We start from the raw sequence: 13,049 nt of genomic DNA, 5'->3' as shown, positions 1-13,049 counted from the left end.
GCAACCGCCGGGTGTGGCCTAGAGAACCTTCGTAATAGTTATCGTCGTGAATGCAGGTTGCTTGAGGATTTTTTTGATTTTTTTTACTAGCACGGGGCCACCCTTTGGAATTCAAGCATTTACGATCGCCTGCCGCCCCGTAAATACTGGGCTTTCTGGCGCCAAATAAAAAACGCCCAGGCTTTTTGAGCCTGGGCGTTTTTTGTGCCGCACCATCAGAGGATCACGGGCGATAGAGAATCGCCGATCCCCACGACAGGCCCACACCAAACCCACTGATTGCAACGCGCTTCCAGTCGGGGTCATTCATGCGTTTTTCCAGCAGCAACGGAATGCTCGAAGACACGGTGTTGCCGGTTTCGACCATGTCCTTGATGAACTTCTCCACAGGTGCATCTTCGAAACGCCGGGCCACGGCATCAACAATCGCCGCACTGCCCTGGTGAATGCAGAAGGCGTCGATGTCGTCGGCCTTGAGGCCCGATTCGTTGAGCAGCTCGTGCAAATGCGCCGGCACCTTGAGCAAGGCGAAGTTGAACACCTGGCGACCATTCATGAAAAACACGCCATCACTGACCTTCAAATGCGGCGCGCCGGAACCGTCGGTACCGAACTTCGACTTGCCCAGCAACCACTCAGGGTCTTCCCCCATCCAGGTGGCGGTGGCGGCATCGCCGAAGAGCATGGTGGTGTTGCGGTCGTCCGGGTCGACAATCTTCGAATACGGGTCGGCGGTGATCAGCAGGCCGTTTTTCAGGCCGGTCGCTTCCATGAAGCCCTTCATCACATAGATGCCGTAGACATAGCCGGAGCAGCCCAGGGAGAGATCAAACGCAGCCACATGGGTCGGCAGGCCCAATTTGTCCTGAACGATAGCGGCCGTGTGAGGCAAACCCTCCTCATCGCCGTTCTGGGTCACGACGACCAGTGCGTCAATGGATTCGCGCGACAACTGAGGGTTGGCAGCAAACAAGGCATTGACCGCCTCGACGCACAGGTCGGAGGTTTCCTGCGCGGCATCCTTACGCGGCAGGAACGCCGAACCGATCTTGCCGATGATGAATTCTTCATCCTTGGCGAATTTGGCACCCTGGGCGTAGTTATCGATCCCGTCTGCCGGCACGTAACTGGCGATACTTTTTATGCCAATCATTGTGGCTTCCCAATACTAAATAGCTGGATAACACCCCTCGGACTATGCCGGGAGCGCTGAAAATAAAGGGGATAACCCCGTAAAAATTTCGCTGAAAGCCGCCACGCAAAGACCCGCAGGTGACTTATCCTTTTCACACGATACAGTGAAGATGCGCTTTATGACTCACAGGTCACTCAATTTTGTGCGCTTTGTGCAAAACCCTGCAACATTCCCGCCGCCAGAAACGACAACGGCCCCCCTGTTGCCAGGTGGGGCCGCGAGTCCTGCTGTTGATTACATGCGGCTGAACAGGCTCAACTGAGAGATTCTCACGAAGGCCTGCTGCGAGGCCTGCAGCATGGTCTGTTGCAACGTCAGGTCAATGGCGGCCTGCCCCATGTCGACGTTTGCCAGCGACGACATGGTGGAGGTATTGGCCAAACTCAGGCTGGTGTTTTCCTGGCCCTGAATATCCAGGGCGTTCTGGCGCGCGCCGATGGAGCCACGCACTTGGTCGATCTGCGCCGAGGCGTTGGCCAAGTTGCCGATGGAGGTGTTCAACGCATCCTTGAGCGAGTTCTTGGCGACCTGGCTGGCATCGGCCGGCGTTAGCAGGGCCTTGCGCAACTGGCCCAGGGTATCCAGGGCATTCATATTCTTGTTGCTGGTGGCACCGACGGAGAACTGATCCCCCGCACCCGGCGTACCACTCACACCAAAGGTCACACCGGCAGCGGTGATCGACGTCGCGCCAGTGAGCATGGTACCTGTGGCGATCGTCTTGCTGTTGGCCGTGTACGGCTGAGCGTACACCTCATAAGCGTTACCGCTGGTGAACTTGACCACCGCCCCCGAGTTGGGGAAGGTGCTGGCGTAGGCCGCCTGATTCGTAACCTGACCGCCGGTCAACTGCGCCGTGGATGCATTACTCGCGGTACGCGAAAGGCTGAATGTATCCGGCTTGCTTTCCAAAGTGAATGCCGTGCCCGCCACCAACGCATCGGAGGGAGCCCCCGTCGCCACATCCGCCCCCAGGTTCAGGCGGATGTCGAACTTCACCCCACGAAGGTTGACGCTGGAAGCGCCTTCCTTGGTAGCGTCAAATGTCCCGTTACCGGTGATCTCGGACGTGACATCGTTACCGGCATTGTCGGTCACGCTGTATTGGGTGCTGCTGGCGAAAGTCAGCTTATAAGGCTGGCCATCGGCAAAACTCTTGGTGTAATCCGTGCCGGACGTGACAAGGCCGGCCGAAATCCCAACCGTGCCATCGTTGACCGCCGGCGGCAACAGCGTGGCCTGGGTGCGACCGGTGTTGGATGAACTCTCCAGCAACGTCTTGCCGGTATCCCCCGCCGCAACCGTCAAGTTACTCGACACCTGCAGGCTCAGAGACGTCTCATCACCCTGGTAGGTGTAAGTGCCATCATTATTGCGATTATAGGGCGGCGTATCGGTCTTGGCCCCGGAGAACATGTAGTTGCCGCTGGAGTCCTTGGTGTTGAGCAGGCCCAATACCTGGTCTTCCAGCGCCCCCACCTGACTGGCGATCGCCCTGCGATCATCATCGCTGAGCTTGAGGTTACCGGCCTGCAACGCCAAGCCGCTGGCGGTTTGCATCACCGTATTGATGCTCGACAGGACGCTCTCTTCGTTGGTCAACGAGTTCTGCAGAGTGGTGATATTGCCGTTGTACTGCCCCAGCATGTCTTTTTGCTGTTGCAGCATCAGCAATTGCGCAGCGGCCACCGGGTCATCGGAGGCCGTTTGTACGCGGACACCGGAACTCGCCTGGTCCTGGGCCTTCACCACACCCGAATAGTTGTCCTGATACTTGCTGGAGCTGGTGTCGAAATACTGCTGTGTAGAGATACGCATCGTTCCAGACTCCTTTAAAGGGCGTTAATCAGTGTGCTGAAGGTTTCTTGCGCGGCCTTGATGATTTGCGACGACGCGGTGTAGTACTGCTGAAACTTGATCATGTCGCTCGCCTCCTCGTCCAGGTTGACCTGGGACGCAGAGTTGCTAGCCGCCTTATTTGCCGTCAGTAGGGCGCCAGTGGCGGTGCTGTCGGTGTTGGCCTGGGCGGCCTTGGAACCGACCTGAGACACCAGACGGCTGTTGGCGCTGACCAGGCTCACGCCCGCATTGCCATCCACCGCACCGACCGTCGCCTTGGTCTGCAAACCCAGCAACTGCTGCGCGTTGCGACCATCGGAGGTCGCGCCACTGTTGAACGAAAAGGTGGTGCTGTCGCCGTTGGCAGGCGCACCCGCCACGGTGGTATCGAAACTAAAGCTCTTGCCTGGAATCAACGCGCCAGTGGCATCGCGCATCGGCACATTGGCGGTGATCTTATTGTCCTGGCCCGGGATAATGCTGCCGGTGCCGATCGAGTTGCCCTGGGCATCGCTGAGCGTGTAGGGCTGGGTGCCGTCCGCCGCTGGCTTGCCGAACACCATCTTCACCGGCATCGAATTCTCGATCCCGGTGCGCAACTGAGCAGTAGTGGCGCCGCCATTGATGTCTATCGGCACCGTCAAAGTCGGTGCTGTAAATGTGCCAGTGCCGGTGTTGGTCTTGCTTGCATTACCGGCCAATGGCCCTGCAAAAGCCAGTTTGTTGGGGTCTGTGACGCCGACGCCGATGTTGCTGGCGCCCGTCGCCGTCGGGCGGACTTTGAAGCTATCCCCAGCAGCAACCGGCCCATTGCCATCCAACGCCAGTGTGAACCCGTCAATCACCGGCGGCGGCGTGGTGGTGGTGTCGAACGCGCCCATGGCTTTACCGTCGGAGCGCACCACGTTGTACTGGTTGCCGCTGGTGAAGGTGACCTTGTAGTCGAAGGTCGACAGCTTGCTGCTGTCGGCAATCGTCACGTTCAAGTTGCCCGACCCTGCGCTGTTACCCGCAGCCCCCTGGCTACGCTGGGCAATGGCCGTTGCGCTGTTGATATCGCTGAACAGCGAAGAACCGAAATCGCTGTTGAGATCCAGGCCCTGGCCCAACTGGCTGTTCACGCTGTCGGCGGTCGCAAGGGCGATGCGCCCCAGGTCGTTGATCGCCGGCGTCAGCACATCACTGCGATAGCGCAACAGGCCGCCGATGCTGCCGCCGGTCACCACAGAACCGATGTCCATCGACGTGCTGCCCATTTTGAGCTGGATGGTGTACTGGCTATTGTCGGTGCTGCTGGGCACGGCGGAAATCGTATTGGAGGTACTGCCCTCGACCAGCGACTGCCCCGTTCCGGTGTTGATGCTGTACTGGCCGTTCTTCTCAGTCGCGGTGACACCGATCAGCTCGTTGAGCGAGCGAACCGCTTCATCGCGCGCATCCAGCAGATTGTTCGGCGTACTGTTCGACGAACCCTGGACCTGTGATATCTGGTTGTTCAGCGAGGCAATCGAGGAGGTCAGCTTGTTGACCTGGTCACTCATGGTGCTCAACTGACTGTTGATGCCTTCGCTCTGCTGGGTCAGCTGTGAGGAAATCGAGTTGAAGCGGTTACTCAGGGTCTGGGCGCTGGTCACCAGCAGTTGGCGCGCGGACACATCGCTGGGCGTTGCCGCAGCGGTCTGTAGGGAGGCAAAAAACGAGCTGAGCGCCGAGGACATGCCGGTGGACTTGTCCGACAGGGTCTTGTCGATCGCAGAGGCCTGGCCCGCGTAAGCGGTGGCATCGCTGTTGAGCGAGGTGCTCTTCTGGTAGGCGGCCCCCAGAAAATCGTTATAAATACGGCGCACATCACCAAGGGTGGTGCCACTGCCGATATACACGCCGCCGTACTGGTTACTGACGCTGGCATTCTGCGTGGTCTGCTGGCGCGAGTATCCCGGGGTGTTGACGTTGGCAATGTTGTTACTCAGGACTGACAACGATCCTTGAGCGGCGTTTAACCCCGACATCCCGATATTGAGCAAACTCATGATTCAGACCTTATAAATGAGTGGTCGCGCCCGCGGCAGCGTAGTTCTGGTAGCTGTTCATCGTTTTGGCAATCTGCGAAATCTTACTGGCGTAATCCGGATCGGTTGCATAACCGGCTTTTTGCAACTCGCGCGCAAACTGTTCCGGGTTGTCGGCTGATTTCACAACTTCTTTATAGCGATCATTGCTTTGCAACAACGTCACCAGGTCATGGAAGCTGTCCTGGTAGGAATCGTAGGAACGGAACTGCGCCGTTTCCTTGACCATTGCCCCATCGCGAAACTCGCTGGTGATCGCGCGGGCCTGGCCGCCCTGCCAGCTCTGGCCGGCCTTGATACCGAACAGGTTGTGGCTGCTGCTGCCATCCTCGGCGCGCATCACCGATTTACCCCAACCGGTTTCCAGGGCGGCCTGGGCCACCAGGTACTTCGGATCGACACCGATACGCGCCGCTGCGGCCTTGGCCATCGGCAACATGGTGGCGACAAATTCATCTTGGGAGCTGAAGGCTTTCTTCGCTGGTGCCAACGGCGGCTGGGCCACGGCGCGGCCGTAGACCTGCATGCGGCCGCTGGGCACGGCAGAACTGTGTGCGCTGCTGTTGATCACGTTGTCATCGAAGGCGCTGTTACGCAGTGGCGCGCGGTTGGCATCGATAGCGACCGGCGCAGTTGGCACGATGCCGGCGAGCAGTCGATCGGTCAGCTTGCTCGGCAAGGCGATACGGCGCTGGTTCATCAGCGCCACGTCGTTGGTGTGAGCGCTGGCGCCTTCGGCGACGGCCACGCGGTAGGCCCACAGTGGTCGCTGGCCATTGGAGCGGCCCAATGGCCCGGTCGCCTGGGTGCCGGCGGCGATTTCAGTCGGCACATCGACTTTCTTCACCGGTTCAGCCGCCGCCGGCCCCTGCAAGGTGGCCGCCTGGGCGTCCACCGGCTTGTTCTTCTGCATCTGGCGCATCAGCACGTCGGCCAGGCCGATACCACCGCCCTCGCGGGACATCGAGACGGCCAGTTGCTGGTCGTACATTTCCTGGTACTGCTTGGCAGCCGGGGTGTTCAGTGGGTTGTCCTTGCCCAGGGCCTCGGTGGCCGAGCGCATGGACTTGAGCATCTCGCTCAGGAACAGCGACTCGAACTCCTGCGCCACTTTGCGCATGTTGCCGTCGCTGTTCTTGTCGGCGCCGACCTTGAGCTGATTAAGCCGGTTCAAGTCGGAATAAGACCCCGAGTCCGCCGTGCTGCTGATCCCGCTCTTGCGCATATCCATGGCCATGGCCTCAGATCACGATCAGGTCGGCTTGCAAGGCGCCGGCCTGTTTCAATGCTTCGAGGATCGCCATCAAGTCGCCGGGCGCTGCGCCCACCTGGTTCACCGCGCGGACAATCTCGTCCAGGGTGGTGCCGGGGCCGAACTTGAACATCGGCTTGGCTTCTTGCTGGGCATTCACCCGCGAGCGCGGTACCACGGCGGTCTGGCCATTGGACAACGGCCCAGGCTGGCTGACGATCGGGTCTTCGGTAATGGTCACGGTCAGGCTGCCGTGGGTCACCGCGGCCGGCGACACCTTGACGTTCTGGCCGATGACGATAGTGCCGGTGCGCGAGTTGATAATGACCTTGGCCACCGCCTGGCCGGGGTCGACCTCAAGGTTTTCCAGGATCGACAGGTAATCCACGCGCTGGCTTGGGTCCAGCGGCGCGGTAACCCGGACCGAGCCGCCGTCGATAGCCTGGGCGACGCCAGGGCCGAGCATGTCGTTGATCTTGTCGACCACACGCTTGGCGGTGGTGAAGTCGGAACGGTTGAGGTTCAGGGTCAGGCTGTTGCCCTGGTTGAAGCCGCTGGGCACGGTGCGTTCAACCGTGGCGCCGCCGGGGATACGACCGGCCGACGGCACGTTCACCGTAATCTTCGAGCCGTCGCGGCCTTCGGCGTCAAACCCGCCCACCACCAGGTTGCCCTGGGCGATGGCGTAGACGTTGCCGTCGATACCTTTGAGCGGCGTCATCAACAGGGTGCCGCCGCGCAGGCTTTTCGAGTTACCGATGGACGACACAGTGATGTCCACTACCTGACCCGGCTTGGAGAATGCCGGCAAGTCGGCGCTGATCGACACGGCCGCGACGTTTTTCAGCTGCGCGGTGCCTGAACCCGCCGGCACCTTAATGCCGAACTGCGAGAGCATGTTGTTGAAGGTCTGTAGGGTGAACGGGGTCTGGGTGGTCTGGTCACCCGTACCGTTGAGCCCGACCACCAGGCCATAACCGATCAACTGGTTGGAACGCACGCCGGAAATGCTGGCGATGTCTTTCAGGCGTTCGGCATGGGCGACTGCGCTCAGGGACAGCAACAGTGCCGCCGCCATCAGCTGTTTGAATTTCAAAGTGGCCACCTAGAAAGGGAACAGCGGGCTAAGGAAGAAACGGTCGAACCAGCCCGGCTGACTCGCATCAGCAAACGAACCCGTACCCGAGTAGGTAATGCGTGCATCGGCAATGCGCGTCGACGATACGGTGTTGTCGGTGGCAATGTCGTCGGCACGGACCATGCCGGCGATGCGCACCAGTTCGTCACCGCTGTTGAGGGTCATCCACTTCTCACCGCGCACGGCGATGATGCCGTTGGGCAATACATCGGCCACCGTCACGGTGATCGAACCGGTCAGGCTGTTGTTCTGTCCAGCAGAGCTCTTGCCGTTGGTGGCACGGTCACCGCTGTAGCCTGCGCTCAAGCTCAAGTCACCACTGCCCAAGGGGTTGTTGGTGTTCGGCACGGCGCCGAACAACGAGGTCAGGCCAACACTGTTCTTGCTGGTCTTGTCCACTTGGGAGTTGGCGTTCTTGCTGGCCGTGGTTTTCTCGTTGAGGGTGATGGTGATGATGTCACCGACCCGGAACGCCTTGCGGTCGCCGTACAGGTTCTGTTCGAAACCGGCCTGGTAGATCGAGCCGTTATTGGCCGCCGCCGGCAACGGCGTGCGCGGCAACACCGGCGCGTAGTACGGGTCATTGGGTTTTGGCGTCGGGGCGACACAGCCCGCGAGCACGGCAATCCCACTTAATGCCAGAACGGAAACATAGCGATTCATGACCCTAACCTCACGGTGTTGCAGGCGCCCTAAGGAGCGCCCCATAGACTTGATTACAGATTCTGCGTAACGAACGAAAGCATCTGGTCGGCGGTGGAAATCACCTTGGAATTCATCTCGTAGGCGCGCTGAGTGGTGATCATGTTGACCATCTCTTCCACGGTGCTGACGTTGGAGGTTTCCAGGGTGCTTTGCAGCGTGGTGCCGAAGCCGTTCAGGCCAGGGGTGCCGATTTGCGGTGCACCACTGGAGGCGGTTTCCAGGAATAGGTTGCCACCTATGGCTTGCAGGCCGGCCGGGTTGATGAAGTCGGCGGTTTGCACGTTGCCGATCACTTGCGACGCCGGGTTGCCAGCCACGGTGATGGACACGGTGCCATCGTTGCCGACGGTGAAGGTCTGGGCATTGGCAGGCACGACGATGGCCGGCTGCAAGGCAAAACCGTTGGCCGTGACGATTTGGCCGTTGGAGTCCAGGTGGAAAGTACCATCTCGACTGTAGGACGTAGTCCCGTCTGGTTGCAGGATCTGGAAGAACCCTTTGCCGTTGATCGCCATGTCCAGAGGCTGACCGGTTTGCTGCAGGTTACCGGCCGTGAAATTTTTCTGGGTGCCGACGATCTGCACACCGGTACCCAATTGCAGGCCCGACGGCAGTTCGCTGTCCTGGGTCGACTGGGCACCTGGCTGGCGCTTGATCTGATAGAGCAAGTCCTGGAACTCGGCGCGATCACGTTTGAAGCCCTTGGTCGAAACGTTCGCCAGGTTGTTGGAAATAGTGGTCAGGTTGGTGTCCTGGGCAGACAGACCTGTTTTGGCAACCCATAGAGCCGGAAGCATGCTGTTCTCCTTCGTGCGCCTGTTTGTTGGCGCTGCGCCGCAAAATTAGTATTCAGTGAAACCGCAATCAGCTCATTGCCAAAACGCGCGTCATGGCCTGGTCGTCTTCTTTAGCGCTGTTCATCATCTTGATGTGCAGCTCGAACTGCTTGGAAAGCGCCAGCACCGCAGTCATTTCTTCCACCGCATTGACGTTGCTCGCCTGCAGGAAACCCGAGGTCAGCTTGACGCTCGCATCGACCTGGGCCGGCTGGCCGTCCTTGGTGTGGATGGTACCGTCCAGGCCTTTGGTCATGTTCTTGACGTCGGGCTTGACCAGCTTGATCCGATCCACTTCAGCCATCACCCGTGGGCCTTCACCCATCGCGCGAATGCTGACGGTGCCGTCGGCGCCCACTTCAATCTGCTGCTGCGGCGGCACGGCGATCGGGCCACCGTTGCCCATGATCGGCATACCATTGCCGGCCCGCAGCACGCCGAGCGCATCAACATTCATGCTGGCGCTGCGCACGTAGGCTTCGCTGCCATCTGGGGTTTGCACGGCCATCCAGCCGTCGCCGCCGACCGCCACATCGAGGTCACGACCCGTTTCGATCATGGCGCCCGGAGAGAAATCGGTGGCGGGCCGCTCGGTCAGGGCAAATGCCCGCGCCGGAAAGCTGTCGCCGAACACCGGTATCGAGCGCGCCTGCTCCAGATCGCGCTGGAAGCCGTTGGTGGAAATGTTCGCCAGATTGTTGGCATGGGCCTTCTGCGCCAGAGCATTCTGGCTGGCGCCGGTCATTGCCACGTAAAGGTACTTGTCCACGCTTTATCCTCTTTCTGACGGACGCTTGCCGCCCACCGCTGTACTGATAAGACTTAAGCAATTTTCGAACCAACTTTCTAAAAGCGCAGAAAGTCCAGGCGGGGCAAGGGTTTGCGGCAAGGCGTCGAAAAAGACCGGCCCAGGAGGAGTCGAAAAAACGGCGGAGTTATGCCGCTGACGGCAAAGGTTGGAGTCCTACGGGTGTTTTCCAAGCACTCAAGCGCGACGGCATTGGATGGTCGCGGATGAAGCCGAACCGCTGAAACACTTGGCAAGCCACTGGGCACTTGCCCTCCTCCCTGGTCATCTCGAAACGACTGGCGCGAAGTTTTATTGTCCACCCATTACAAACCCCAAAAAAGCCGCCTACCTGACGGCACCGCAAATGAGTGAGCACATATGTAGTTCTCTTGTTTTTTATAACAACCAGACAAACCCAACCCCAAACAAGAATACTCCGATAGCCTTTTACATTTACTGATCAAAACCCGCTTGGCGATTAAATACAGCTCTCGTAACTTCGCTCCATCGCAAAGCAGTCACGACTACTTTACGATCATTCGCGCCTTATCAACTTATTCGCACTTAAGGGTATTTAAATGTCTGGCACTTGCAACACTCCTTCTATGCAAGCAGCAACAAACTGGCAAATACAATTTCTTTATAACAACCTTCTCAACATAGTCGAGTCGTTAAACACCCGGCCTTCGGAACAACGACGTCCGCTGGAGACACGCCCAGAGTTAAACCCAAACAATTACGCGAAAAACAGGGATTGGGAAACGCCATGCTGTGACGTCAATCCAACGGTCTTCGCACTACAAAAACTGCTGCAGAGCCTCCCGACCAGGACCTTTGAAGCCGACTTTGGCGTGTCCGCTAACGATGTGCGCAGCGGTAAGTTCGGCCCCTTGTCGCGCAGCGCACTCAAAGAACTGGAAAAACTGGATAAAAACCAGGATTACCGAATCGTCTCAATCTCTAAAGAAGAGAATGAAAGGATGAGTGGCGGCGTATTTTGGGTTCCGCAAAAAGGTGGCGCCGCCATCGAAATCGAAAGTCGCAAAGAGGGTAGATTATTTCCACCCCATGGCTCGGCGTTGCTCGAACACATCGACCTGTCAATCCTCAACCCCAAAAGTACCAATGAAGGGATATCAACCGACGCACTGAGATCCGGAAAGTACGGAGCGCTGTCCCCTGACATTACGAAGAGCCTTGAGGGACTGCCGAAAGACAAGAACTACAACCTGGGCATACTCTACCCCACCCATCCGGATCAAGAAGCCAATCTGGCCTGGATAGAGAAGGAGACGGGTAGCTCCATCGTCATAGGCCCGGACAGGGGTTTCCTGGTGTTTTAACGCTGCCTGCCACCGCAGAACAACCTGAACATAGCGCCTTTCAAGTGCCGTGTTCAGGACGCTTGCCAGCACTTTCCTTGCTCATGCCATAGTCCCGCAACTTGTTCGCAATCGTTGTATGGGAAACGCCCAAGCGCTTACCCAACTGCCGACTGCTGGGATGTTCGGCATACAGACTTTCCAGCACGGCCCTTTCAAAACGACCGACGATGGCTTCCAGGCCGCCTTCCAGGGAAAAATCGCCAAGGGGCTGACGCACGCCGTAGTCCGGCAGGCGAATGTGTTCAGCCTTGACCGTCCCGCCCTCACACAACGACACCGCCTGAAACAACACGTTTTCCAACTGCCGTACATTGCCCGGCCAGTGGTAATGGCTGAGCCGATCCATAGCGGCCGGGGCCAGTTTGGGCAACGGGCAGCCGATCTGTCGGCTGGCTTGGTCGAGAAAGTGTTCCACCAGTGGCCCCAGACCATCGAGGCATTCGCGCAGAGGCGGGATATGCAGCGACAGCACGTTCAGGCGGTGATAAAGGTCCTGGCGGAATTCACCCCGCGCGCAGAGTTCCGAAAGGTCCACCTGGGTTGCGCAAATCACCCGCACATCCAGGTACACCTCTTCATCACTGCCGACTCGGCGAAAGCAACCGTCCTGCAGGAAGCGCAGCAACTTCACCTGCAACCGTGCGCTCATTTCCCCGACGCCATCAAGAAACAACGTACCGCCCGCTGTCAGCTCCAGCAGCCCCAGCTTGCCTTCGGCCCGCGCCCCTTCAAAAGCGCCGGGGCCGTAGCCAAACAGTTCGGTCTCGGCCATCGACTCCGGCAGGCCGGCACAATTGAGGGCCATCAACGGTGATTGGCCACGGGGGCTGGCCAGGTGACAGGCGCGGGCAAGCAGCTCCTTGCCGGTGCCGGTTTCGCCCTCTATTAATAGCGGCGCATCCAATGGCGCCATGCGCCGCGCTTCACGAACCACGGCAGCCATGACCTTGGAACTCTGGAAGATACTGTCGAAGCCACGCAGTTCCTGCTTGCGCACATTATAAATACGCTCACCGACGCGGTCGGCACGGTGCAGGGTCAACACCGCGCCGGCCATGGCTTCGCTGTCGTCGTGTTCGGCCGATTGCAGCGGCGCGATGTCCGCCAGGAACACGTCACCCTTGACCTTGACCCGCAGGCCATTGATCCGCGATTTGCTCGCGCGCACCAGCTCCGGCAAATCGAAATCCTCGGCGTAGCGCGACAGCGGAATGCCCGGCACCTCGTCCACCCGCACCCCGAGCAACTGCGCGGCCGCACGGTTGGCGGCGACGATCGAGCCGCCCATGTCGATGGACAGCACTGGAAACTCCAGGGCACCGAGCAGCGCATTGAGCTCCATATGCCGACGCTCGCTGGGCATCAGCCCTACACGCTTTACACCAAACACCCCGGCAATCGCCTCGAACTTTGGGCGCAACGCCTGGAATTGCATGTTCACCAGGTTCGGGCAAAACAGGTAAATGGCGTTGCCATGCTCACCGCCGACCTCGCCCTTGGCGACGTTGACGCCGTACTCCACCAACAGGTTGAGAATGTCCCGCAGGATGCCGATGCGGTTCTGGCAATGCACTTTGATACGCATGAAAAGGCCCGAAGAAGAGTAGGCGCCGCGTCTTTTTGTCGCTGGGCGCAGATAATCGTCAAGATTATGTTACACCTGGCGACCTTTTTACAGCCCAACACATCGATTAGCGGCCCATCCGTAACGAATACTTTACGAATAGCAGTAAATTTTCCTACAACCTCCTCGCGCAGGCGGATGGAATCTCGCTCCAGCCGGGTTATCAATACGTACATCGCAGGACATAACAAGAACGATTGCCAGCAGGAGAGCCGT

10 protein-coding genes are annotated in these 13,049 nt (G+C 59.0%); 1 reads left to right on the top strand and 9 read right to left on the bottom strand.

Going from position 1 to position 13,049, the window contains the following annotated elements; all coding sequences use genetic code 11:
• Nucleotides 1–223 precede the first annotated feature (223 nt).
• From ACP7CJ_RS17145 to ACP7CJ_RS17110, 8 genes are all read right to left on the bottom strand, one after another.
• Nucleotides 224–1,153, bottom strand: coding sequence for a ketoacyl-ACP synthase III (locus ACP7CJ_RS17145; RefSeq protein WP_276194216.1), 930 nt, complete (start codon nt 1,151–1,153; stop codon nt 224–226).
• 276 nt (nt 1,154–1,429) lie between these two features.
• The gene (locus ACP7CJ_RS17140) at nt 1,430–3,013 is read right to left on the bottom strand and encodes a flagellar hook-associated protein 3 (protein WP_426100049.1); all 1,584 of its coding nucleotides are present in this window, start codon (nt 3,011–3,013) and stop codon (nt 1,430–1,432) included.
• 14 nt (nt 3,014–3,027) lie between these two features.
• Nucleotides 3,028–5,064 (bottom strand): flagellar hook-associated protein FlgK, encoded by a 2,037-nt coding sequence (gene flgK / locus ACP7CJ_RS17135; protein ID WP_276194218.1) that lies wholly within the window; start codon nt 5,062–5,064, stop codon nt 3,028–3,030.
• Nucleotides 5,065–5,074: 10 nt separating this feature from the next.
• The gene (gene flgJ / locus ACP7CJ_RS17130) at nt 5,075–6,340 is read right to left on the bottom strand and encodes a flagellar assembly peptidoglycan hydrolase FlgJ (RefSeq protein ID WP_276194219.1); all 1,266 of its coding nucleotides are present in this window, start codon (nt 6,338–6,340) and stop codon (nt 5,075–5,077) included.
• 4 nt (nt 6,341–6,344) lie between these two features.
• Nucleotides 6,345–7,433: a flagellar basal body P-ring protein FlgI gene (locus tag ACP7CJ_RS17125; protein WP_426100111.1), complete on the bottom strand. Its 1,089-nt coding sequence runs from the start codon at nt 7,431–7,433 to the stop codon at nt 6,345–6,347.
• Nucleotides 7,434–7,460: 27 nt separating this feature from the next.
• Nucleotides 7,461–8,156: a flagellar basal body L-ring protein FlgH gene (flgH, locus tag ACP7CJ_RS17120; protein WP_276194220.1), complete on the bottom strand. Its 696-nt coding sequence runs from the start codon at nt 8,154–8,156 to the stop codon at nt 7,461–7,463.
• 53 nt (nt 8,157–8,209) lie between these two features.
• Nucleotides 8,210–8,995, bottom strand: coding sequence for a flagellar basal-body rod protein FlgG (gene flgG, locus ACP7CJ_RS17115; RefSeq protein ID WP_426100050.1), 786 nt, complete (start codon nt 8,993–8,995; stop codon nt 8,210–8,212).
• Between the two features lie 67 nt (nt 8,996–9,062).
• Nucleotides 9,063–9,803, bottom strand: coding sequence for a flagellar basal body rod protein FlgF (locus ACP7CJ_RS17110; protein ID WP_276194222.1), 741 nt, complete (start codon nt 9,801–9,803; stop codon nt 9,063–9,065).
• A gap of 599 nt (nt 9,804–10,402) precedes the next feature.
• Between ACP7CJ_RS17110 and ACP7CJ_RS17105 the strand changes: the two genes are divergently transcribed.
• Nucleotides 10,403–11,167, top strand: a complete 765-nt coding sequence (locus ACP7CJ_RS17105; protein WP_426100051.1) for a hypothetical protein — start codon at nt 10,403–10,405, stop codon at nt 11,165–11,167.
• A 40-nt stretch (nt 11,168–11,207) separates the two neighbouring features.
• Here ACP7CJ_RS17105 and ACP7CJ_RS17100 read toward each other — a convergent pair whose 3' ends face one another.
• The gene (locus tag ACP7CJ_RS17100; RefSeq protein WP_276194224.1) at nt 11,208–12,794 is read right to left on the bottom strand and encodes a sigma-54-dependent transcriptional regulator; all 1,587 of its coding nucleotides are present in this window, start codon (nt 12,792–12,794) and stop codon (nt 11,208–11,210) included.
• Between the last annotated feature and the right edge of the window lie 255 nt (nt 12,795–13,049).

This window comes from Pseudomonas sp. PSPC3-2 (assembly GCF_049897085.1).
GTDB classification, from domain to species: domain Bacteria; phylum Pseudomonadota; class Gammaproteobacteria; order Pseudomonadales; family Pseudomonadaceae; genus Aquipseudomonas; species Aquipseudomonas paraveronii.
Note: the sequence above shows the minus strand (reverse complement) of the source record. Positions and strands in the feature narration are given on the sequence as shown.

Bases quoted from the DNA above. Each gene is read 5' to 3' on its own strand.
- flgJ (WP_276194219.1), bottom strand. From the start codon at position 6,340: ATGGCCATGGATATGCGCAAGAGCGGGATCAGCAGCACGGCGGACTCG.
- flgH (WP_276194220.1), bottom strand. From the start codon at position 8,156: ATGAATCGCTATGTTTCCGTTCTGGCATTAAGTGGGATTGCCGTGCTC.
- flgK (WP_276194218.1), bottom strand. From the start codon at position 5,064: ATGAGTTTGCTCAATATCGGGATGTCGGGGTTAAACGCCGCTCAAGGA.
- ACP7CJ_RS17140 (WP_426100049.1), bottom strand. From the start codon at position 3,013: ATGCGTATCTCTACACAGCAGTATTTCGACACCAGCTCCAGCAAGTAT.
- ACP7CJ_RS17100 (WP_276194224.1), bottom strand. From the start codon at position 12,794: ATGCGTATCAAAGTGCATTGCCAGAACCGCATCGGCATCCTGCGGGAC.
- ACP7CJ_RS17105 (WP_426100051.1), top strand. From the start codon at position 10,403: ATGTCTGGCACTTGCAACACTCCTTCTATGCAAGCAGCAACAAACTGG.
- ACP7CJ_RS17145 (WP_276194216.1), bottom strand. From the start codon at position 1,153: ATGATTGGCATAAAAAGTATCGCCAGTTACGTGCCGGCAGACGGGATC.
- ACP7CJ_RS17125 (WP_426100111.1), bottom strand. From the start codon at position 7,433: ATGGCGGCGGCACTGTTGCTGTCCCTGAGCGCAGTCGCCCATGCCGAA.
- flgG (WP_426100050.1), bottom strand. From the start codon at position 8,995: ATGCTTCCGGCTCTATGGGTTGCCAAAACAGGTCTGTCTGCCCAGGAC.